Here is a 21,065-nt window from a genome sequence, read left to right as displayed (position 1 = left end):
TTTTGCCGGGCACCACGGTCATTGATCGCAGACAAGCCAGACCGGCTTTTGCTGATCCTGACAGTCCTCAGTGCAGTTCGGACGTGTCGGCGCGGCGAAGCTGCCAGGTGCGCCAGTGCGTCGGGTGGACATCGAGAATCTCGCCCGTCAGCGCATTCGCCCAGCCGCCGGGCAGCCGCTGGCAGGGGAAGACCAGAGCATGAATGCCGTCGTCATCGAGGACGGCAAGCTCGATATCTTCTTCGAACGGAGCTTCGACGACCAACCGCCACATCACCGACCCTCCCGACGATGTATGCGCGTCGACCGGACGGAGGCCATTGTTTCCGCCTACCCCGTTGCCGGACGGCAATCGCTCAATCGATGTAGAAAACCATGTTGCCGTTACGGGCACGCCATGCCCAGAGAATCTGGCTGGGCGACACCTTCTTCGCCTTCAGCTGATCGACGAGCCACTTGTTGGAGCGGATTGCCGAGCGGATCTGCGCCACCTGCTCCGCACTACCAGGCGACGGATGGTGGCCTGTCTCCTCCTGCATGCGATAACTGACGACAGTGAAGCGCTTGTTGTGAAAAGTCTTGATCGACGCCGGCAGATTGTCTCCCCAGTTCATCCGCCGGTATTCCTTGCGGGTCTGTGTCGAGGTCTGCTGCGCAGCGGCGGGCACGACGATCGACGCCGCACTCAAAATGGCGATAGCAAGGGCAAACTTCCTCATGTTCCTGCTCCTCAGGTGGCGTGAACCCATGCAGCTCAGAGTAACGGAGCAAAGGCGCAAAGGCATTGAGCCGGATCAATGGTTGAGAGGCTGAACGAGGGCCGCTTTCATGGCTGAAAGGCCCGCAGGGTAAGACCAATAGAGGCTACGCGATGCTACATCTATCCGTCAGAGAAGAAGAGTAGTCTCGCGCCATCGTTGAATGGGAGAGCCGCCGGGACACCCGTCCCAGATCGTAGGGCGAGGGGAATATCATGGCTACCAGCACGAAGGCATTGGACATTGCCGATCGCGGGTCCGTCGCCCCTCACCTATCGAGGAAGCCTCTGTTTGCGGAGACGCTCGCCCAGAAGCAGATGGACCGCCCGCCCCCTGGCGGCCCGTCTGCGGATTGGCTGAGAAGTCTATACGGCCATGTTCCCGACGCCGTCTTCGTCATCACATCCTGCCATCGGATCTCCGCCTGCAATGCCGCCGCAATCGCCCTGCTCGGTTACCAGGAAGATGAACTGATCGGCCAGAAGATCGACTTCGTCTGGTCGTCGACGCCGGGCTTCCGGCTCAAGGCCCGCTGGGCAAGCCAAGGCGCCATGCGCGCCGGTATTGCAAGCACCAAGGACGGCGCGCGGTTTCCTGCCGCCTTGACGATCGTTCGCGAACAGGGCTTTGCGGCCGCAATCCTCGAGGACTTCCGTACCGAGCATGAGACGTTGCAGCAGGTTCGCGAGCTTCAGAGCGAAATGGCACGCCTCGCGCGAACGGTTGCGCTCGGCGACATGACGCCGGCGCTTGCCCATGAGCTCTCGCAGCCGCTCTCCTCGATCCTCGCCTATTCGCAGGGGTGCGGGCATCTGGTGAGCGACAACGGCTGCGAATTCGCGGCACTCAGGGAAGCCTTGTCCGAAATCACCCAGCATGCGCTCTGGGCCGGGACGATCGTGCAAAGCATCCGCGAATTCGCTGGCCGCGGCGCCGGTGAGAAGCGGTTGGAATCCATGCATACGCTGATCCGTGAAGCCGCAGCACTCGCCCTTAGCGGGCTGCCGCGGAAGGATCTACGGGTCGATTTCAAGCTCGATGCAAGGAGTGACGCCGTCATTGCCGATCGCGTGCAGATCACCCAGGTGCTGACGAACCTGTTGCGCAACGCCGCGGAAGCCGCCGACGGGGTTCAGGAGCCCGAGATTACAGTGACGACACGGAGCGTCGATCGCACGCGTCTCGTCGTCGAGGTCTCCGACAACGGCTGCGGGATTGCCGCCGAAATCGAAACAACGCTGTTTCATCCTTTCGTGAGCAGCAAGCCGCGCGGCCTCGGCATGGGGCTGGCGCTCTCCAAGCGGATTATCGAGGCCCATGGCGGGCGCATTACGGCCCGACGGGGATTGCAGGGCGGCTCGGTACTTTCCTTCTCGCTACCCATCGTGGAGATCGGCCAGAATGGCAAACGACCTTACGATCCATCTCGTCGATGACGAGGAGGCACTCAGGCGGTCCCTGACCTTCATGCTTGTTTCCGCCGGCTTTGCGGTACGTACGCATAGTTGCGCGCGTGCCTTCCTCGATCTGCTGCCCCTCTCCGGCAGAAGCTGCCTGGTGACGGATCTGCGCATGCCCGGCATAGATGGCATCGAGCTGATCGGCCAGCTGCATCAGTACCGCATGGACATCCCCACAATCGTCATCACCGGGCAGGGCGACATTGCAGCCGCCGTTCAGGCAATGAAGGCGGGCGCTGTCGACTTCCTCGAAAAGCCGGTGAAAGAAGAGGCGCTGATAGCAGCCATTCATGCGGCGACCGGACAGGCACGTCCAAGCCGCGCAACGCAGGGACCCGACAGTGTCACCGCCAGGCTGTCGCAACTCACCACCCGCGAGCATCAGGTTCTCGTCGGCGTGCTTGATGGCCTGCAGAACAAGATGATCGCCTATCACCTCGGCATCAGCGCCCGCACGGTCGAGGTCCATCGCGCCAATGTCATGGCCAAGATGGGTGCGCGCAATCTGGCAGAACTGATGCGCATGGTCATCGCGACCGGCGTGGCCGCCTATCCCCTCGAAGGCCGCAAGGCGACGCCAGCGAACGGCTGGCCGAACTAGCGCAAGCAACTCCGAAAGCAAATCTTGCAACCAACGGCATGTGCGATATGATGCCTTAGACAATGCTTAAGTAATTGCATGATCTTGTGTTGTAGGGGCGATCATGACGAGTGCAAGAGCGACTGCCTTTAGCCGTCTTGGGCCGACGGCTGACGAAATCTGCGAGCAGGTCGAACGAATTCTCGCCAGCGAGGAGTTCCACGCGGCCAAGCGCGGGCGAAGCTTTCTCGAATTCGTCGTCAACGAGACGCTGGCCGGACGGTCGGAGTTTCTCAAGGCCTTTACAATCGCCAATGTGGTCTTCGGCAGGGAAGCCTCGTTCGACCCGCAGAACGATCCCGTCGTGCGCATCGAGGCCGGCCGGATCCGCAAGGCGCTCGAGCGCTACTATCTCGTGGCAGGACGCTCGGACAGCGTGATCGTCACCGTCCCCAAAGGCGGATATGTCCCGCATTTCGAATATGCCACGAGCGCTCCGGCGCCGCTGCCGGTCAAGCAGCCTGAACGGGCGCTGCCGCCTCAACACGAGAGCCGCGAGAAGCCGGTTTCCGGCAGTACGCATCCGGTAAGGCTCACCCTTCTTCATCTCGGAGTATGCGTCGCGGCGCTGCTGGTGCTCTTCGCCGCCGTGCTCGCATTTCTTCTGCCCGCACGGCCGAATGCACAGGCCGCCACCGCAAGCCCGAAGGTGATGGTCGAACTCTTCGCCGAGGCCGACCGCGACGACACGCGCTCCGATATCGCCCGTGGCCTCAGGGACGACGTCATCGGCCAGCTGGCACGGTCCCGCGGCATCGTGGTCGTGGCGGATACGCTGCGTGACGACAGTATCGCCGGTGCCGATTTCACGCTTCAGGGCAATGTCCAACTGGATGGCAACAGATTGCGCGCCGCGGTCCGGCTCGTGCGCCAACAGGATGGCGCGGTCATCTGGGCCAACAATTTCGATGCCAACCTCGGCGTCCAGAACAAGCTCGCGGTGCAGGGCCAGATCGCTCAACAGATTGCCGGCGCCATCGCCGAACCTTTCAACGCCGAGGGCATGGCCCCGACGGCGCAAAGAGGCGATCAGAGCACCTATGCCTGCACGCTCGCCTATTACAGCTACCGGCAAAATGTCACCGCCACCGGCCACAGCGTTGCACGCAACTGCCTGCAGAATGCGACCCAGCGCTATCAGGACAATGCCACGTCCTGGGCGCAGCTATCGATGATCTATCTCGACGAAATCCGGCTTCGCTACAAGCTCGGCACCCCGGCCTCGCCGGATGCCTTGCGGATGGCAAGCAACGCGGTGAACCGCGCTGCCGTGCTGGCGCCGTCAAGCCCGCGTACGCTGCAGGCGCTGATGATGGTGAGTTTTTTCCGCGGGGATGTCGACAGGGCGCTGCAAGCCGGAACCGCAGCCTATGCGGCAAACCCTGACGATGTCGAAGTCGCCGGCGAATATGGCATCCGCTTGGCGATGTCCGGCAAGTGGCAGACCGGCTGCGAGCTGCTGTCGATCGCGCTCAACCGGGGCATCGGTTCGAAAGGCTATTACGAGGCCGGCATGGCGCTCTGCCAGCTGATGAAGGGCGATATCGCCGATGCCGAGCAGTGGTCGCGCAAGTCCGATCTCGAAGCCAATCCCATGCACCATCTTGTCCTGCTTTCCATCTTGGGCGCAGCAGGAAAGACGGACGAAGCGCGGCAGGAGACCGATTGGCTTACCCTCCACGCACCGGGGCTGATGCGCAACATCGACGGTGAAATTTCGCTTCGCCTGCAGCGGCCGGAAGACCGGGAACGGTTCTTCAGCGGCCTACGCGCGGCAGGTGTCGATCCGGCAGCGATACCCTCGCAATAGCACTCACGACTGCGGGCGCAGACCGTTGAGCTTGCCGCTGCCGGAAATCTCCGTGACGATATCGGCCGCGATGTCATCCTCGATGTCGAGGATCGCCTGACCATCGAGATTCCGGTCATATTGATTGGCCCATATCACCGCACCATTGGAAACGTTGATCAGCCGCACATGCAGCCGCAGGACCGTACCCTCGACAAGTGCGCCGCCTTGCAGGCTGAGAAGCAGCCCGCCACCGTCCTGACCAGCGCGGCCGGGCGCAAGCACCACGATATCGGTAACCTTCGTCAGCCGGGCGATCACCTGATCGGTCAGGCCCTTCGCCAAGTCCTCGCCGCGCGCCGTGCCACCCAGCGCGTCGAAGGGCTCGACGGCAATCCGGACGCTGGCCGCCGTCGTCGATGCGGTCGAGAACGGCGAGGTCTTCGGTGGAGAGAGATAGGCCTCGAGCGGGCGGATGAGCGCCAGAACGGCCATCACGCCGAAGAATGCCGGAACGCCGATCGGCAGCAGCAACTGGCGCAAGCGGAGCGGAGGCTCGCCATCATGGCTCTGCGCCTTCGAGCTGCCCGGCAGGCTCATCATACGGTCGTCATTGCCTGAAAACTGCGGCGAATAGCTGCCCTTGGGGATGGTGACCCGGATCGGGTCCTGGCTGCCACAGACGAGATAGTAGCGCTCCAGCGCCCGGCGGATGCGCCCCGCCTCGATGCGGACCACGGGATCGCTCTGCGCATCGAAGGAGGCGTTGCGTCCGAACACCGCCTGCGCGATCGTATAGGCTTTCAGCTGGGCGCTGCGCCCTTCCAGCGTTTCCTCGACGATATATTGCAGGAAGCGCCGCCCGCGCTCGGGCGCATGGAATTCCGGGCTCGCGAGGATCCGCTCAAGCTGCGCACGGATGCCTTCGGGGTCCCCGGGTGCGCGGTCTTCCCCTCCGTCTACAGATGACATCGAGATCTCCGCCATATCTCCGTATCGCCTTCATCAAGGGGGCATGGCCTTATACACCCACCGCGCATTCCGGGCTTCCGTAGCAATACGTAAGGGGTTTCTCGAATACCGGAGCGAGCCGCCTTTCCCTATTCTGCGGATCGAGATGGGGGTGATGCCATGCTTCATGACCAGACGATCGGAGACTATGCAGCGGGCGGGCGGCACTATCCGCCTGCGCCAGCGAGAGATCAGCCGATCCGGCTGAAGCCCGACGAAACGATCTATAGCGAAGGCGAGCACGCCCGGGCGATCTATCAGGTCGAAACCGGTGCCGTCAGGATCTATCGCCTGACGCCGAGCGGCCAGCGCTACATCCTGTCTTTCTGCGGCAAGGGCGAATGGTTCGGCCTCGAAACCGGCAATGTCAGGACGGATTTCGCAGAGGCTGTGTGCGAGACGTCGATACGGCCCTTTCGCGCCAGCCAGAATACCGCCGCGCCCATCGACCTGCTGCATATCGCGCTGACCAACCTGGCCAAGGCGCAGCACAAGCAGCTGGTCATCACCGAGCAGAGCGCGCTGAAGCGGGTCGCAGCCTTCGTCTTCGAAATGGCCGAGCGCCATCCGGGCGCCCGCGAGTTCGACATGATGATGTCGCGCAGCGATATCGCCGATTATCTCGGCCTGACGGTGGAGACTGTCGCCCGCTGCTTCACGAAGCTCCGCGAAAAACATGTTCTTTGCCTGAACGGCAAACTGCAACGCATCGTCCGCCTTCTGGACCGGGATGCACTCATCGCCTTGACGGTCTAGCCCGCCGTATCCGGGGCATTTGAAGAAGGGGATTACCTATGACGCCCGCATCCCGCCATCTCTCCCGCCAATCGGCCTGCACGCTGCTCGCCGGCCTTCTGGCACTCGCCGCCCTGCCGATCTCGACGGCGCGAGCGGAGGACAATCCCTTCGGGAAATTCCCCGTGCTGATCCAGTGCAAGCAGAACGACACCTACCACGCCTTCTACATATCGCGCGTCTCCAAGGACGGCGTCGCGACCTATGTCGCCTCCGAGCGGATCGGCGGCACGATCACCCTTGGCGGCGAGGCCAAGGCGATCGGCAGCAACGCCGCCGGCACCTGTGTCGGCAAGACGCTGGCGGAACTTCGAGCTGACGGTCAGGCCTTTGATCTGAAGCAATAGGCGTAGAGCGCCGAATGACAAAAGCCCGCCAGAGGCGGGCTTTCCTGTCTTGCTACCACGCGGCCGTCAGGCCGCCTTGCGCTTGGCCTGACCCTGCTCGCCGGAGAAGCCGGACATCAAACCTTCGAGGATCGTCGCCTCATGGGCCAGCGCATCGGTGGCGCTGAGCGATTGCTGCACCATCGTCGTGTTCTGCGCCGTCAGGCTATCGATCTGCACGATGATCGTATCGAGCTCGGCAAGCCCGGCCGCCTGCTCCCGCGCGCCTGAAATGATCGTCTCGATGTGCTCGCTGATCTCGGCAACCTCAGTCGCAATATGGCCGAGGGCGTCGCCGGTCTGGTCGACGAGCGCGACACCCTGCTTCACGTGATCACCCGAAGCGGTGATCAGCTGCTTGATCTCCTTGGCGGCGTTTGCGGAACGCTGCGCCAGTTCCCGCACCTCCTGGGCAACGACCGCGAAGCCCTTGCCAGCCTCGCCCGCACGGGCGGCCTCGACACCGGCATTGAGCGCCAGAAGGTTAGTCTGGAATGCAATTTCGTCGATGACGCCGATAATCTGGCCGATTTCCTCGGAGCTCTTCTCGATGCGGTCCATGGCGCCGACGGCGCTGGTGACGATGCCCGCCGAGCGCTCGGCCGCTTCCTTGGCGTGGCTGACGAGACCGCCGACCTTCTCGGCGACCGTTCCCGTCTGGCCAACGGTGCCGCGGACATGGGCAACTGCATTCGTCGCGCCTGCGATCGAACCTGCCTGGCGCTCCGAACGCTCGGAGAGTTCGCCCGCCGCGGCGTTGAGATCCCCGGCCTCGCGGCGAACCCGCTGCGTGACCTGGCTTGCCTGGGTGATGACGGCTTCGAGATTGTTGGCCGACTGATTGAACGAGAGCCTGAGATTGTCGAGCTCTCCGGCAAAACGGCCATCGATGCGCGTTCCCAGATATCCGTCCGACAGCTTTTCGAGCGCGCCTCTGAGGACGCGGATGGCGTGATCCGTTTCCTCAGCGGCGATCCGCTTTTCCGCCTCGCGCTCGGCGCGCTCCGCATCGGCCAGCCGGTCGGCGGCCTGGGCGCGCTCGCGCGTCTCGCGTTCGCTGGTGCTGGCATTGTTGGCAGCGTCGAGCGCTCCTTCGGCGGAGACGAATGCGTTGGAGATCGAGCTCGTCAGCGAGATAAGCGCCGCCGACTGGATGGCGACGATCGCCGCATGCAGCAGTACGCGGCCGAAATCGGAGGCTCCCGGAAAGACCAGCGCGGGGGCGATCAGATAGAGCAGCGTGTGATGAACGATGGTGATGCCGCCAAAGGCGACGACAGCGCGCCAATCAAGCCAGGCCGCGCAGATCGCCAGGACGGCGAAGAAATACATGTGTATGTCAGACTGGAGGATCGAACCCTCGAAGGCATAGACGATCATCGCCACATTGACGGCGTGAGCCATGGACGTCACGAGCCGCGTCACCGGCCCGGTGCGATCCTGCAACCAGCAGACCGAAGTCATCGCCAAGACTGCAGCGCAGGCGATGAAAGCCGTCCAGTCGAAACCATTGCCGCGCAGCACCGGCACCAGAATGGCGATGCCGGCATTGATCCAGAGGAGCCCGAAAATGACGGGCGAGACACGCAGCCGGAAGGCATGAAGCGAGTTCATTCAGGTATCCTTTTGGAGGCAGCCCACGGCAAGGGCGTGATTGAGAACGAGAAAGGCACCGGCGGCGCTCAGTTTGCGAACGAAATCCGGGGCGCTCGAATGCGCAACGGCAATCCAGCCGAAGCGTCCCGGCGCGACGAAGGACCCGCCTGCCCTGCCGATCAGCTCGACGACCTGACCTTCGGACTGTCCGGGCTTGCCGACGACGAGTACGAATTCACCGCGAGGCGTCGCCAGGGCAAATGCCAGCAACGCCAGGAAAATCGCTCCATAGACGCAAACCGCAAGCAATCCGCGTCGGCCGAGCGAGGCATCGTGATAGCGCGCGTTCGAGAGGGTTGGCGTTGGCATCTTGGTTCGGATGATCGTATCTGATTGCTGGCCGGTGCCGCCTGCGGGGTTGCAAATGGCGGAGTGAAGGTGTGGATCGACAGGGCCAAAAACGCCGGCCGGACTGCTGCCGAACCACAACCATTCACGACAATTATTCTAAATAAGGTAGTATTAATTTAGCGTTTACGCTACTTGCAAGTATTGCGGGGTATCGGCCGCGATTACATCAACAATACTATCGCTATACGTGCTTTCGGGCGCATCTACTAAACCCACCGGCTGAATGCGACTATCGTCCGGCCGCCTGCCTCGCGCACTTGCACAACTCGTCCCTGGTCTGCGATCCGCCTCAATCAGCCGGCCCCGGTTGCCAATTCGCGCAAATCAGTTCACGCTAATCTTCATCCAATATTTGCGAGGACGTGACGATGATAACCTTGTCCGCAATCTCTGCAGTTTTGGCCCTCGCCGTCGTGTTGTGTTTCATGGCGATCGCCCCGATTGAAGCCGACGACCGGTAGCCGGCGCCGCCTTTGAGCGATATTTCCAGGCCGTTTGTCACCGAAGACGATCCTGACCGACCCATCCGATGCCAGGATGCCTTGCAGCTTGCATTCCGCGAACTGGTGGACCACGCCGTCGATAGCGGCTGGAAGGAAGCCGAAGTACTGGCCGGATTGCGGGAACTCGCCGAGCACCAATCCCTGGCGCTCACCTCCAGCGAGAGAACCGAAGCCCTGCTGCGCGCCTTGAAACAGCTGACTTAAGCTTCACAACAGCCGGAGAAGCCCTGTCACGCCGGCGTCACGCGACACATCTGACCCTTTGTGGTTGGATAATGCCAGAGAGCTAGTGATCCTCTTTTTTGTTGCGAGTGAGGAAGCAGATGGCAAACAGACGCGCAAACAGCGTGCGTGTTCCAAGACCGACGTTCCGCCAGCGGCCGAAGGCCCCGGTCAAGAACGTCCCGCCGACACGCAGACCCGACAACGATAGCGAGACCGAGGTTCTCTACGACCTCCTGGATTATCTTGCCGAGGACGAGGACGCCCTGGCCGCTTGATCGCGCCGGAGGCTGGCCAGGCGTACAACCGCCTACTCTCGCTAAAGTATGAACGGTGGGGGCAGAAAGATAATCAGCCATTCACCACTGTTCGAAAGTATATCAGCACATTCTGACAAGACGGATTGATTTTTGCTGCCGGAGCCCGTTCTCTTGGAGAGCAATAGGGTGGGTAGCGTATGCAGAGATATCAGGTTCAACATCTCGAGAACGGAAGCTGGGCAGTCATCGACGCCAAGGATGGCCGCGCCATCGACGAACACGCCGGACAGCCGACGAGAACGAGATTACAGGCGCAGGCCCTGGCCGATTTCCGCAACGGCATCAGCACCCCCGTCCATGAGCGCACGGCATCCCGCCTGCAAAAGCTGCGCCTCGCCTGGGGCATGATCACCGCAAAGCGCACCGCCTGAGCGGCGCTGCCCTCTCGGCAATTGTCTAGAATTTCTTCCTTGGAACAGGACCGGGCTTACGCCGCGTCGAGATCGCCCGCCGGGCGGTGGGCGACGAAGCGGTTTCGGCCGGAGGTCTTGGCGCGATACATCGCCTTGTCCGCCTCTTCGTAGAGAGAAGCCGACGTTGATCCGGGGCTCGCCCAGGCGATACCGACGGATGCTCCGAGCATGATGCCGTCGCCGGCATCCCATTGCAGGGCGGCAACGATGCGTGCCGCGGCAGCTTCGATCTGGTGGACGGAGGCGCCGTTGTAGATGACGGCGAACTCGTCGCCGCCGACCCGCGACACCAGGTCGGCATGCTCGGCCGCAGCGCTCAGCCGGTGTGCCGTTTCGACCAGGCAGATATCGCCCGTCTGATGGCCGAGGATATCATTGACGCGTTTGAAACCGTCGAGATCGACGAGCAGCAGCGCGCAGCCTGTTTCCGAGGCGCAGAGACCGCCGAGGCGTTCATGAAAGCGGAACCGGTTCGCGAGCCCGGTCAGGTGGTCGAAATCCGCGCGGCGGCGGATTTCTTCGAGCAGCATCACCTCTGCCGTTACATCCTGCTTCAGGCCCGAGACGCGGACGGGACGGCCGTCCTCGCATTCGACGGTCGCGGTAATCCTGATCCAGCGGCGGTTACCCTTGCGAGTGACGATCTCCGCATCGAGCGAGAAGCCGCCCTGCTGCTCGATCGCATCGCTGCGCAGTCTCTGAAGCTCAAGAAGAGCGGCGGGCGAATACATGGCGACGATCTCGCTTCGCACGAGCGGCGTGCCGGGCTCGATGTCGAAGAGTTCGTAGACCATGTCGGTCCAGGAGAGACGCTCATCGGCGAGATTGCATTCCCATACGCCGATGCGGGCGGCCTTCGAGCAGCGGTCGAAGACCTGCTTGAGGTGATGAACGTCGTTGGCCAGTTCCAGCCTGTTGATGTTGCGATCGTCCGAGCGGCTTCCGATCTTCTTCACCAGAGACGACAGCAGCATCACATTCCTCTATCCGCAATTGTCTGGCGTAGCTTGGCATAGATTCATTGACGCCCCGTTATTCCTCGGCAGCGCTCACGCGATCGTGGCTGGAACAAAATCGCCAGCCTCTCCGTTCATTTGCGATAGGTGAATGGAGTGGCAAATGAAGCCGGCAAGGAAAATTCTGACAGCATGCGCCGTGACTGCGGTCATTGCCCTGTCGGGCGCGCCTTCCGCCTTTGCTTTCAGGATTTCTCCTCCGGCAACGGCAGGCAGTTCCGACAACAACGCCGCGGTCGCGGCCTATTCCTCTGGGACGAGCAAGGCGGCGGAGCCGGAGAGATGGCTGCTCTCTCCCGCCGAGATCGCGCATATCAAATGGTGCGCGCAGCGCTTCCCATCCTATAACCCGACAGACAACACTTATACGGGTCCACAGGGCAAGGACATCACCTGCCATTCGCCGGGCTGATCACGGCCGCGGCCGGGACAGGACGAATGCGGCGCAGGCGAGAAGCGCAAGGCTGACTGCGACAGCAGGGATCGGCGACGGGTGCGACGTTGCAAAGAAGATCGCATAGCCCGAGGCCATACCCAAAACAGCGAGAAGCTTCGACGAGTGTGAAATCGCGCCGCTGTCGCGCCAGTCCTTGAGCGGCGCGCCGAACCGGCTGTTGATCAGCTTTGCTTCGAGCCTCGGCGAGGACCGGGCGAAGCACCAGGCGGCAATGATCAGGAAGATCGTCGTCGGCATCAACGGCAGGAACGCGCCGATAATGCCGAGCGCCACCATCACCAGGCCAAGCCCGATATAGGCGGCTTTGACAACCGGATTGCGCCGCGGCGCGGCAGTCGGACTTTGATCATCGGGCAAACTGCAGGCACTCCAGCGCACCCTCGATCCGGGTGCCGATGCCTTCGTCGGGAAATTCGGGATGATTGTAAAGGGGCCGCCGGACACAGCAGCCCTAAAAGGGAAAAGGCCGGGCGAATTCTCGCACCGACCTCCCATCATCGCCGTCAGCCGGTGCCAGTACATCCGTGGTCACCTGCGAAGCGATTTCATAGGCTTACTCTATGCCGATGCAGCGGCTTTGCAAGCGCTTGATGCTACCAATTTTGGACAGGCGGGAGTTGTCGGAGAACGCAGTTCCGGCGGTAGGCGCTCTCATAACAGAAAATGCTCAATAAGCGCTGATCATTGGAGCCTGAATGTTTTCAAAACAGTGGCTGAACGGCGATTATGAACTCGCCGACAAGCATCGAGGCCACTCCTCCCGGCCTTCGTCGGCGGTTCCCTCTGGAGGTTTTCGAACTCTCCCATTTGGGCCATCCACGGATGGCCCTATTTTTTTGCCGGAACTAATGCAGGACGACCGGCTGCTCGGACCATTTGTGCGACAGCCTGAGATCGTCGAGCACGACGAGCAGTTTCTCGAATTCCACCATGATCGATCGGAATTCCTTGGCATCAGCCTCGACGATGCCGCGGGCCTTGGAGGACACAGCTTCGATGAGGCGCAGCATCCAGCCGCAGCGGCGGTCGGGCAGATCACCCAGCACGTCGCGGCGGTAGTCTTCCAGATAGCGGTGGATATGCGCAACCAGCATGCGCTTGTCGGCTGGCGTCAGCGACGGCACGCTTTCGCTCGCGGCCTGGATAGCGGTAATGACCGGAATCGACATCTGCTACTCCCGTGGTTGGGCCACAGATGTATTCGCCGGACCGGATGGGCACCACGGCACAAAGTCTGATGCGGGTCAATTTATCGCGGTGACCACATCCTGAGACGGCGGCTGACATTGCCGGCGCGGCCCGTCAAAAGGCTGGTAGCTGTTGTCTTCCGCACGGTAGGACTGGTAGCGCGCCGCGCACCAGGATGCAGCCGCCTGGCCTTCGACAGCGCTGGGGCTGGCTGTCGCGGCAGTCTGCGTCACAGCCTCTCCGCTGCCAGCCTGCTCTGAATAGGGCGAGGTGCAACTGCGCATCTCGCCGCTGAAGGCGCGGTAGCTGTTGGTCGCGGGATCGTAGGAACGGTAGCGCTGCGAGCACCAGTTGAGGTGCTCTGCCGGCAAGGCCGGCTCCGCCGCGGCAGCCACCACCGGCGCGGGATCCGGCTTGCGCGACGCGACGCTGATCTTCGGCTCATCGGTGACATAGCTCGAATAGACGGGTGCAACGCGCTGGTAATTCTGCGTGCCCGGATCGACGCGAACCGGGCTCGTCGTCCAAAGATCCGGCGAAGAGAGATCGGCGAGCCGATGCGTCTCCGATTCCGCCATGACGATCGAAGCCACAGATGCCGCCGCGATACAGCCGGCGACCGACGTCACGATACCGAATGTCAGTGATGCGACCGCGTTCATTTGCCAAGCTCCCGCTGTTCGACCGGAACGAATACCCTGCCCTGCTTCTCATCGCCGCGATCGACATTCGAAAGCAGAACGAGGATGCAGCCGGCCATCGCCATCAGGATGGCGACGATCGGAAGAACGGCGCTTGCCGATTTTGGTTCCCCGTAGATCATCTCTCTCTCCATAAGAAAAACCGGCGGCGCGAACGCCACCGGCTCAGGCCGTCAGGCCGTGATGATGTAGACAATCGTGTAGGCCGTCGGATCGACGATGACGATCCGTCCATCGGCCAGGATGAAGAAGCGGTAGGTTTCGTACTGCGGCACGATCTTGACTATCCGCGGCGGCAGCGGCTCCAGCCGGATCTTCTTCGGGATCGCGGTGCCGACCGAGACCGTGAAGTTCACTTCGCGAACCGGTTCGACATGCACTTCCTTCACGACCTGCCGGATTTCCGTCTGCTGTTCGACCGAGATGTTGACGTTGGTCGTCTTGTTGACGGTCGCATTGTTTTCGACATTGGTCTCGCTGTTGGTCTGCGTCTCGGTCGAGCCGGACGGCTTCGTGGCATCACCGGATTTCTGGGTCTCGGATGACGTGCCACTCTCCTGCGAACCGGATTTCTGGGTTTCGGTCGATGGCTTGGAGCCGTCAGTGCCCGAGGTGCCGCTGGGCTTCATGCCGCCACCCTGCGCGGCACCATTGCCTGAAGCGTCCGGCTTCGTCTCACTGCCGGATTGGGCCGGCGCCGTGCCACCTTCTGTCGAGGTGCCGGGCTGAACCTGCGCCTTGCCGCCAGCACCGTCAGTCGATGTGGAACCATCCGATCCCGCAGCCGGCTGCTGGGTCTGCTCGCCGCCGGTTGCTGCACCGGGCTGCGAGCCCTGAGCGCCGCCACTGGCATCCGGCTGCTGCGGAGTGGCGCCACCGGACTGATCGGTCTGGGCTGCACCCTTCTTCTTGATGATCGGAGCATCCTGGGCCGAGGCGGACATGATGCCGACGGGCGATACACCGATCGACAGGGCCGTCATCAGGACGGCAAGGGTCTTGGTTTTCATGACAATCTCTCTGAGTTCGGGCCGCACGAGGCCGTGGCCTCACGATGTGCGGCTGGATTTCGTTTCGTGTTGAGGAATGGAGGACGCGACCTCGGCCGCGTCCGGGATCCGGTCAGTTGATGACCTGGATCACCTTGCGGGACGACGGCTCGACGATGACGCGCTCATCGTTCACGACCGCAAAGGCATATTTCGGATTTTCAGGAACCGGCGTGACGACGACGGTCTCCGGAAGCGGCTGGCCGACGACGATCTTTTCCTTGACCACGACGCGGGCCGAAGGCGCCGGCGCCTCACGGACATAGGTGACGACCTTCTGCGGCGGCGGATCGATGACCGTGCCGACGACGGCACCTGCCACGCCACCAACGGCAGCACCGACAGGACCACCGACGATCGCGCCGGTCACGGCACCACCTGCAGCGCCATTGACGGTGGAAGACTGGGCGAGTGCAACGCCCGACATCAGGGTCGCGGCCGCAGCCACGCCTACCATAAGCTTGGAGAGCATTTTCTCCTCCTTTTGTCGCTAGGCGGCCTCGATGACCGCTGCCTACCCAACCATTGGAGACGCAGCCTGTTCCGGGCATCGGACCTCAGTCCGGGGCACCCCGGACCATGGTCGGGGGTCGGGAACTGCGGCCATTTCGGCTCGTTGCTACAGGGACCAAAGGAGCCCAGTCATGAGCAGCATCCATAGACCTTCCGCCGGCCCGGTTGCGATCAATGCGTCGGTCGTCGCACTGGTCGTCTTCCTGTGCGGCGTCCTCTATTTCTTCGGCGCGGCGATGTCGGGCGATACGCAGATCACCAAGAGCGTTGCCGGCGCGGATATCATCGATACACGCGATGTTCCGAACTAGGCGCCGTCGGGATGTCACGCAGCTATCTGGAATTCCTCTAGGGTAGTACCATGTCTGCCGGACACGCAGTCGACAGGTCGCAGATGCATTGGCTCAGCCGTTGGAATGCCCGCTCTTTGGCCTCCCAGTTCTTCATAACCGGGGGCGTCGTCTCGATCATGGCGATGCTCCTGATCGGCATTCTGCTGACGCGGCTGATCGAGGACGCGGTGATCCATAATTCCGGCGCAGCGACCGCGCTCTATGTCGATAGCGTCGTCGCCCCGCTGCTTCCCGATATGCAGACGGAAACCCTTCTCGACGAAGGAAGCGCCCAGGCGCTCAACGAGACGCTGTCGCAGGGCGCACTCGGCAAGCGCCTCGTCTCGTTCAAGCTCTGGAGAAGCGACGGCACCATCCTCTACTCCAACGAACAGGAGCTGATCGGCCGGAAATTCCCGGTCAGCGACAAGCTTCGCCAGGCCTTTTCAGGCGCGCTCGTCGCCCGCTACGAGGTCGCCAGCGATCCGGAGAGTGAAAAGGAGAGGCTGCTCGGCAAGCCGCTGATGGAAATCTACAATCCGGTGCTGCAGCCATGGTCCGGCCAGCCGGTCGCCGTCGTCGAGTTCTACGAGACGGCTGAGGGGCTTGCCGACAGCATTGCCCGCGCAAGACTTTGGAGCTGGGCCTCTGTCGCCGGACTGACGGCGATCTTCTTTCTGGCGCTGTCGGCTCTGGTTTTCCGCGGCAGCCGGCTGATCGAGGCGCAACGCAGTGATCTCCGCGACAAGGTGACGGAACTCTCGGCCCTGCTTGCCGAAAAACTTGCCCTGCAGCGGCGCCTGCAACGGTCCTCGCTGCGGGCCGCCGCTCTCAACGAAACCTATCTTCGCAGCGTCGGCGCCGACCTTCATGATGGTCCTGCCCAGCATATCGCCTATGCCTCGCTGCGGCTCGACAGCGAGATGCTGGTCGATGCCAAGACAAGCCCCGACATGCGGGAAAAGGAGCTGTCCTGGATCCGCTCGAGCCTTGCCGAGGCGATGCGGGAAATCCGTACGATCTGCCGAGGCCTCGTCCTGCCGGAGATCGAGGGCGCCTCATTCGCAGAGATCATCGAGCGGGTTGTCTCCGCCCATGAGACACGGACGGCGAGCACGGTTTCGCGTAGCGTCGAGGACGACCACTCCGACCTCTCGGCCGCGGTGAAGATCTGCGTCTACCGCTTCGTCCAGGAAGCGCTCAACAATGCCTATCGCCATGGCGGCGGCATCGAGCAATCGGTGACGGCGCGTGTGCGCGACGGCGAGGTCAGGATCGAGGTTCGCGATCAGGGCGATGGCTTCGATCCGAATGAGGTGCGGCCGACAAGCCTTGGGCTTGCGGGACTTCGCGAACGGGTCGACAGTCTCGGCGGAGACTTCGATATCAAGACCAGCGGCGCCGGCACGGTGGTGTCGATGACGCTTCAGCTGATGGAACTGGAGGATGCAAAATGACGGCGATCACCATCGGCATCGTGGACGATCACCCGCTGTTCCGAGAAGGCGTCAGCCGCAGCCTCTCGGAGGTCGATGACTTCGTGGTGATCGGCGAAGGCGCGAGCAGCGACGACGCAATCCGGCTTGCGGCCTCCGACCGACCCAGTGTGCTGCTGCTCGACGTCTCCATGCCAGGTGGTGGCCTGGAGGCGATCAGTTCGGTTCTGTCGCGCAGCCCGGAAACACGGGTGCTGATGCTGACCGCGTCCGAGGAGGTCGATACACTGTCCGCAGCCCTGCAGCGCGGCGCAGCCGGATATGTGCTGAAGGGGATCGGGTCGCGCGGCCTCGCCGAAGCGATCCGGGCCGTGGTGCGAGGCTCGAAATTCGTCTCTCCGGCGATGTCCGCCAAGGTGATGGAGCGCTCGCTGGGCGCTCAGTCCTCGCCGAAGGCATCACTCACGCCGCGCGAGCTCGAGGTGATGGAACTCGTCGCCGAAGGTCTCTCCAACAAGCATATCGGCCTGCGTCTCGACCTGCAGGAAAAGACCGTCAAGCATCACATGACGCAGATCTTGCTGAAGCTCGGCGTCACCAACCGTACCGAGGCCGCCATCAAATGGCGGGATCTGGCCTAGGATCGGTCCTAGCGGAGATAACGCGACAGGCGCGTAACATCGGCCTGCGTCGCCAGCCTGTTGCTGATCGTCCGGCCCTTGGCATCCTTCATCACGTAGCGGTTAGAGACGATCGTCTCGGTGATGCCGTTGCGGTGGCGGATCCGGATCGTGCCATCCGCGCCGCGCGTTGCCTGGACGCCAGCGCCTGTAGAGGCAGCCCCGGTATCGGCAGGCTCGGCCGAGCTTGCCGGACCGCCATTGCCCTTACCATTCCCGTTATTGCCATTGCCATTTCCGGTGCCACCGCCGGAATTTCCATTTCCGCCGCCGTTCCCGCCGCCATTGCCGTTATTGCCGCCGCCATTGCCATTGTTGCCGCTCTTGGCGAAGGCATCGAGGCTCAGACGACGTGCGCCACCGAGCGGCAGAAAGGCTGCGGCCAGCCCGGCTCCGGCGATGATCTTCAGAAAGCGTCGTTTCGACTGGCTCATGGTTTCCGTCTGTGCTTCTTGCAGCCTCTACGCAAGACAGGACGTATGAGATCGCTACCGGCTGCGAAAAGCAAGGTCCCGGGACCATGGTGCCGGGTCGGACACGGACCATGGTCCGACGTGCCGGGCGCAATTGCGCACCTTTCCTCAGCGCCCGCGGCGCTTGGAAGCACCAGCGGCCACCGCTTTGATATTGCGAATACTCCGCGCTTGTCATAGGCCTCATCAGACGATCGCAGGGAGCCCGCTGGATGACAAAACAGAAGCCGAAAATCGCTATCAATGGCTTTGGCCGTATCGGCCGCTCCGTTCTCCGTATCCTGCTGAAAGAGCGCCGCGATATCGAGGTCGTGCTCGTCAACGACATTGCCCCGCTGGAAAGCTGCGCCTACCTCTTCCAGTATGACAGCGTCTTCGGCCCCTGGGCCGAAGACGTATCAGCCGAAGACCGTGCATTGCGGATCGGCTCGCGCTCTATCCCCTTCCACAACGAGCGCGACATTCGCGCCCTCGATCTCTCCGGCGTCGATATTTTCCTCGAATGCACCGGCCAGCCCTATACCCGCGATTATGTCTGCCGGGCGCTGGAAGCCGGGGCGAAGCGCGTGCTGATTTCGGGTCCGGCTGAATCGGCCGACGTGACGGTCGTGCTTGGCGCCAACGAGCAGATGATCGCCGGCCACAAGATCATATCCAACGCCTCCTGCACCACCAATGCGCTGGCGCCGCTCCTGAAAACGGTCGATGACCTCTTCGGCATAATCGGCGGGCAGATGACGACGGTTCATTGCTATACGGGCAGCCAGCCGACCGTTGACCAGCCGCGCGACGATTTTGCCCGCAGCCGCGCCGCCGCCCTTTCCATGGTTCCGACCAGCACCAGCGCCCACAAGCTGGTCGGCAAGGTTCTGCCGTCGCTTGCGGGAAAGATCGAGGCCCGCGCCATTCGCGTTCCGACCGCCAGCGTTTCGGCGATCGACCTGACGGTATCGCTGGAGAAAGCGCCGTCCCTCTCAGAAGCACGCGATAAGCTGAAAAGCGCGATCGCCGCATCGCCCGTCATCGGCTGGATCGAGAAGCCGCTCGTATCCGTCGACCTGCGCGCCCGGCCGGAATCGCTGGTGGTCTCAGGCCCGGAACTCTCGGTATCGGCCGGCGGCTTGCTGCGCGTGTTCGGCTGGTACGACAACGAATGGGGCTTTGCCAACCGGATGATCGACGTCGCATCGCTGATGGCCAATTCCTGAGGGGACGATAGCTTTGCTGCATCGAAACTCATTCATCGCGCTATCAGCACTCGCGACAGTCGCCTCCCTGTTGTGGGCGCCGGCACTCATGGCGCAGGACGCGGCGGCCGGTGCGGCCTGGTCCAAGGATCCGGCCAGCCATTGCGAATTCGTTTCTCCCATCTCGTTGACCACAGGCCCGACCTATTGGACCGGTGCGTGCCCCGGCAACAAAGCCTCCGGCCTCGGCATGCTGCGCCGCCGTGACGGAGCCCAGGCCGGTCCGGCTTTCTACGGCGAAATGCAGAACGGCGTGCCTGTGATCGGCGTGATTGACAACGAAGGCTACCGCGTCGGCCGCTTCAGCAACGGCGATATCGGCGGCAGCCCCGAGCTTGAGCCGCAGGATCGCCTTGACGCCTTCCATGCCGCGGCAAAGGCGGCGCGGGCAGTTGGCACCCACTATGCCAAGGAGGGCAACGCCGCGTCGGCCCGCCACTATGAGGAGATTGCCCAGCAACTCGACACGCAGATCGAATGATGGCCGGGCGGCGGCTGACATATGCAGGCTTGGCCCTGGTCCAGTTCTGCCTCGCCGCGCCATGTCTCGCAGATGACGCCACCCTGCCCGACGACGTCAGGGCTTTCATCAGCCGCCGCGATGATTGCGACCATTTCCGCGGCGAAGCCTCGCCCGACGAAGAACGGCAGGCGGAAATCGATCAGCAGCTGCGCACGCTGTGCAGCGGAAGCGACGCAGAGCTGGCCCGGCTGAAGCACCGCTATGCCCGGAACAAGACCGTCCGGAAGGCGCTTGGCGATTACGATCCGAACATCGAGGGCGGCTCTCCGGATTGACATTCTATCGCCGTTTCCGGATGAGGGCCACGACCTGCTGTGGCGTTTTCTTGCGGCATCGCCTATCTGGTAGGTTCACAGAGCACGACTGCGCGGAACTGGACATTCGATGAGCAAATCCACGACGACCCTGAAGATAACCGCGCTCGTAATCGCAGCTCTGGCCGCCGCTGGCTCCGCGTCTGCCCAAGAGGCGGCGGCACCCTCGCCCTTTGCCGATTTCGCCGAGAAGTGCATGAACGAAGGGCCGCGTTATGACCGCACGGCGGCACTTGCGAAGGAAAGCGGGTGGGGAGCGCTGTCGCAGGACATGACCCTCGGCATCCTGCCGCTCGACGAGCCGACCGCCTTCGACGGCTGGATCACCCAGACGGGTGGCGACAAGCCGTTCGAAGCGATCGTCATCGCCAAGGCGACCGTCGGCGAGAAGCCGGTCGAAAGCTGCACCATGGCCTTTGCCGGGGTTGACGCCGCGCAATTCGAACGCGATCTCATCGCGGCGAAAAGCGCCACCGCCTCCGGCCAGCAGAATGGCGAAGTGCGGGTGCGCAAATTCTTCTCGATCGAACGCGAGGGTTTCAAGGAAGCCGTGACGCTCGACCTGCCGACCTATCCGAATGGCGCCGACGAAGTGGTTGCCAGCGTCGTCGCCGAGCAGCAGATCGAGAACTGATCGCTGCCGCCAGATCCGATGCTTAGACGGCGCCGAAATAAAATCTTTGTGATGGAAGCTATCGGCCTCCTGCTTCGTACATGCAGGTATGAGGACCATCAGACGACTTTCCGTTTCCGGAAATCAACTCTCGCGCTACGCCCTGCCCGAAACACGGGCCGCCCGCAAATGGGCTCCGCCGGTTTTCTCGCCCGAGAA

29 protein-coding genes are annotated in these 21,065 nt (G+C 62.6%); 16 read left to right on the top strand and 13 right to left on the bottom strand.

All coding sequences use genetic code 11. The annotated features are described in order from the left end of the window. Positions 1-67 precede the first annotated feature (67 nt). Positions 68-274, bottom strand: coding sequence for a hypothetical protein (locus tag ACEN84_RS27140; RefSeq protein ID WP_112711167.1), 207 nt, complete (start codon positions 272-274; stop codon positions 68-70). A gap of 82 nt (positions 275-356) precedes the next feature. Next, positions 357-719 carry a hypothetical protein gene (locus tag ACEN84_RS27135; RefSeq protein ID WP_112711168.1) on the bottom strand — a complete coding sequence of 121 codons (363 nt, stop codon included), beginning with the start codon at positions 717-719 and terminating at the stop codon, positions 357-359. Positions 720-973: 254 nt separating this feature from the next. Here ACEN84_RS27135 and ACEN84_RS27130 point away from each other — a divergent pair, with 254 nt between their 5' ends. The 3 genes from ACEN84_RS27130 (at position 974) to ACEN84_RS27120 (ending at position 4,668) form a co-directional block, all read left to right on the top strand. Beyond that, entirely contained in the window at positions 974-2,194 is a 1,221-nt protein-coding gene (locus ACEN84_RS27130; protein WP_413712347.1) for an ATP-binding protein, read from the top strand. Then, on the top strand, positions 2,160-2,819 hold the full coding sequence (locus tag ACEN84_RS27125) for a response regulator transcription factor (protein ID WP_413712346.1): 660 nt from the start codon (positions 2,160-2,162) through the stop codon (positions 2,817-2,819). The genes ACEN84_RS27130 and ACEN84_RS27125 overlap by 35 nt, the downstream gene beginning before the upstream one ends. A 103-nt stretch (positions 2,820-2,922) precedes the next feature. Further along, a complete protein-coding gene (locus ACEN84_RS27120; RefSeq protein WP_413712345.1) occupies positions 2,923-4,668 on the top strand; it encodes a hypothetical protein in 1,746 nt (581 codons plus the stop codon). Between the two features lie 3 nt (positions 4,669-4,671). On the opposite strand, the gene ACEN84_RS27115 is transcribed toward ACEN84_RS27120, so the two are convergent. Next, positions 4,672-5,619: a hypothetical protein gene (locus tag ACEN84_RS27115; RefSeq protein ID WP_413712344.1), complete on the bottom strand. Its 948-nt coding sequence runs from the start codon at positions 5,617-5,619 to the stop codon at positions 4,672-4,674. Between the two features lie 159 nt (positions 5,620-5,778). On the opposite strand from ACEN84_RS27115, the gene ACEN84_RS27110 reads away from it, so the two are divergent. Beyond that, positions 5,779-6,414 (top strand): helix-turn-helix domain-containing protein, encoded by a 636-nt coding sequence (locus tag ACEN84_RS27110; RefSeq protein WP_130281548.1) that lies wholly within the window; start codon positions 5,779-5,781, stop codon positions 6,412-6,414. Between the two features lie 38 nt (positions 6,415-6,452). Then, entirely contained in the window at positions 6,453-6,800 is a 348-nt protein-coding gene (locus ACEN84_RS27105) for a hypothetical protein (protein ID WP_203430596.1), read from the top strand. Positions 6,801-6,866: 66 nt separating this feature from the next. Here the strand turns inward: ACEN84_RS27105 and ACEN84_RS27100 are convergent, their stop codons facing one another. Both ACEN84_RS27100 and ACEN84_RS27095 read right to left on the bottom strand, forming a co-directional pair. Beyond that, entirely contained in the window at positions 6,867-8,453 is a 1,587-nt protein-coding gene (locus ACEN84_RS27100) for a methyl-accepting chemotaxis protein (protein WP_413712343.1), read from the bottom strand. Then, positions 8,454-8,804, bottom strand: coding sequence for a hypothetical protein (locus ACEN84_RS27095; protein ID WP_413712342.1), 351 nt, complete (start codon positions 8,802-8,804; stop codon positions 8,454-8,456). A 515-nt stretch (positions 8,805-9,319) separates the two neighbouring features. Here ACEN84_RS27095 and ACEN84_RS27090 point away from each other — a divergent pair. The 3 genes from ACEN84_RS27090 (at position 9,320) to ACEN84_RS27080 (ending at position 10,262) form a co-directional block, all read left to right on the top strand. After that, complete coding sequence (locus ACEN84_RS27090) at positions 9,320-9,553, top strand: hypothetical protein (RefSeq protein WP_112711176.1); 234 nt, start codon at positions 9,320-9,322, stop codon at positions 9,551-9,553. 119 nt (positions 9,554-9,672) lie between these two features. Further along, positions 9,673-9,849 (top strand): hypothetical protein, encoded by a 177-nt coding sequence (locus ACEN84_RS27085; RefSeq protein ID WP_162708575.1) that lies wholly within the window; start codon positions 9,673-9,675, stop codon positions 9,847-9,849. 179 nt (positions 9,850-10,028) lie between these two features. Then, a complete protein-coding gene (locus ACEN84_RS27080) occupies positions 10,029-10,262 on the top strand; it encodes a hypothetical protein (protein ID WP_413712341.1) in 234 nt (77 codons plus the stop codon). A gap of 56 nt (positions 10,263-10,318) precedes the next feature. On the opposite strand, the gene ACEN84_RS27075 is transcribed toward ACEN84_RS27080, so the two are convergent. Then, positions 10,319-11,278, bottom strand: coding sequence for a diguanylate cyclase domain-containing protein (locus ACEN84_RS27075; protein ID WP_413712340.1), 960 nt, complete (start codon positions 11,276-11,278; stop codon positions 10,319-10,321). A gap of 145 nt (positions 11,279-11,423) precedes the next feature. Between ACEN84_RS27075 and ACEN84_RS27070 the strand changes: the two genes are divergently transcribed. Then, positions 11,424-11,732, top strand: a complete 309-nt coding sequence (locus ACEN84_RS27070) for a BA14K family protein (RefSeq protein ID WP_413712339.1) — start codon at positions 11,424-11,426, stop codon at positions 11,730-11,732. On the opposite strand, the gene ACEN84_RS27065 is transcribed toward ACEN84_RS27070, so the two are convergent. From ACEN84_RS27065 to ACEN84_RS27040, 6 genes are all read right to left on the bottom strand, one after another. Continuing rightward, entirely contained in the window at positions 11,733-12,134 is a 402-nt protein-coding gene (locus tag ACEN84_RS27065) for a YbaN family protein (protein WP_413712338.1), read from the bottom strand. A gap of 488 nt (positions 12,135-12,622) precedes the next feature. Further along, on the bottom strand, positions 12,623-12,946 hold the full coding sequence (locus ACEN84_RS27060; RefSeq protein ID WP_112711179.1) for a hypothetical protein: 324 nt from the start codon (positions 12,944-12,946) through the stop codon (positions 12,623-12,625). A 75-nt stretch (positions 12,947-13,021) separates the two neighbouring features. After that, positions 13,022-13,627: a BA14K family protein gene (locus ACEN84_RS27055; protein ID WP_413712337.1), complete on the bottom strand. Its 606-nt coding sequence runs from the start codon at positions 13,625-13,627 to the stop codon at positions 13,022-13,024. Beyond that, positions 13,624-13,788, bottom strand: coding sequence for a hypothetical protein (locus tag ACEN84_RS27050; RefSeq protein ID WP_165402705.1), 165 nt, complete (start codon positions 13,786-13,788; stop codon positions 13,624-13,626). The genes ACEN84_RS27055 and ACEN84_RS27050 overlap by 4 nt, the downstream gene beginning before the upstream one ends. Positions 13,789-13,839: 51 nt before the next feature. After that, entirely contained in the window at positions 13,840-14,676 is an 837-nt protein-coding gene (locus ACEN84_RS27045) for a DUF1236 domain-containing protein (RefSeq protein ID WP_413712336.1), read from the bottom strand. Positions 14,677-14,788: 112 nt separating this feature from the next. After that, positions 14,789-15,187: a DUF1236 domain-containing protein gene (locus ACEN84_RS27040; protein ID WP_413712335.1), complete on the bottom strand. Its 399-nt coding sequence runs from the start codon at positions 15,185-15,187 to the stop codon at positions 14,789-14,791. Between the two features lie 172 nt (positions 15,188-15,359). Between ACEN84_RS27040 and ACEN84_RS27035 the strand changes: the two genes are divergently transcribed. From ACEN84_RS27035 to ACEN84_RS27025, 3 genes are all read left to right on the top strand, one after another. Continuing rightward, positions 15,360-15,539 (top strand): hypothetical protein, encoded by a 180-nt coding sequence (locus tag ACEN84_RS27035; protein WP_112711183.1) that lies wholly within the window; start codon positions 15,360-15,362, stop codon positions 15,537-15,539. An 83-nt stretch (positions 15,540-15,622) separates the two neighbouring features. Next, positions 15,623-17,017 carry a sensor histidine kinase gene (locus ACEN84_RS27030; RefSeq protein ID WP_413712500.1) on the top strand — a complete coding sequence of 465 codons (1,395 nt, stop codon included), beginning with the start codon at positions 15,623-15,625 and terminating at the stop codon, positions 17,015-17,017. Next, the gene (locus ACEN84_RS27025; protein ID WP_112711184.1) at positions 17,014-17,637 is read left to right on the top strand and encodes a response regulator; all 624 of its coding nucleotides are present in this window, start codon (positions 17,014-17,016) and stop codon (positions 17,635-17,637) included. The genes ACEN84_RS27030 and ACEN84_RS27025 overlap by 4 nt, the downstream gene beginning before the upstream one ends. Positions 17,638-17,645: 8 nt before the next feature. On the opposite strand, the gene ACEN84_RS27020 is transcribed toward ACEN84_RS27025, so the two are convergent. Then, positions 17,646-18,110 (bottom strand): hypothetical protein, encoded by a 465-nt coding sequence (locus tag ACEN84_RS27020; protein WP_413712334.1) that lies wholly within the window; start codon positions 18,108-18,110, stop codon positions 17,646-17,648. A 251-nt stretch (positions 18,111-18,361) separates the two neighbouring features. On the opposite strand from ACEN84_RS27020, the gene ACEN84_RS27015 reads away from it, so the two are divergent. From ACEN84_RS27015 to ACEN84_RS27000, 4 genes are all read left to right on the top strand, one after another. Next, positions 18,362-19,357, top strand: a complete 996-nt coding sequence (locus ACEN84_RS27015; protein WP_413712333.1) for a type I glyceraldehyde-3-phosphate dehydrogenase — start codon at positions 18,362-18,364, stop codon at positions 19,355-19,357. An 88-nt stretch (positions 19,358-19,445) separates the two neighbouring features. Then, positions 19,446-19,877, top strand: a complete 432-nt coding sequence (locus ACEN84_RS27010; protein WP_413712332.1) for a hypothetical protein — start codon at positions 19,446-19,448, stop codon at positions 19,875-19,877. Continuing rightward, positions 19,874-20,194, top strand: a complete 321-nt coding sequence (locus ACEN84_RS27005) for a hypothetical protein (RefSeq protein ID WP_413712331.1) — start codon at positions 19,874-19,876, stop codon at positions 20,192-20,194. Before ACEN84_RS27010 ends, ACEN84_RS27005 begins: the two co-directional genes overlap by 4 nt. Positions 20,195-20,303: 109 nt before the next feature. After that, complete coding sequence (locus ACEN84_RS27000; protein WP_199628261.1) at positions 20,304-20,867, top strand: hypothetical protein; 564 nt, start codon at positions 20,304-20,306, stop codon at positions 20,865-20,867. Positions 20,868-21,065: the final 198 nt, after the last annotated feature.

The organism is Rhizobium sp. Rhizsp82 (assembly GCF_047325115.1).
In the GTDB taxonomy this organism is placed as follows: domain Bacteria; phylum Pseudomonadota; class Alphaproteobacteria; order Rhizobiales; family Rhizobiaceae; genus Rhizobium.
This window is presented reverse-complemented; position numbering and strand designations above follow the sequence as displayed.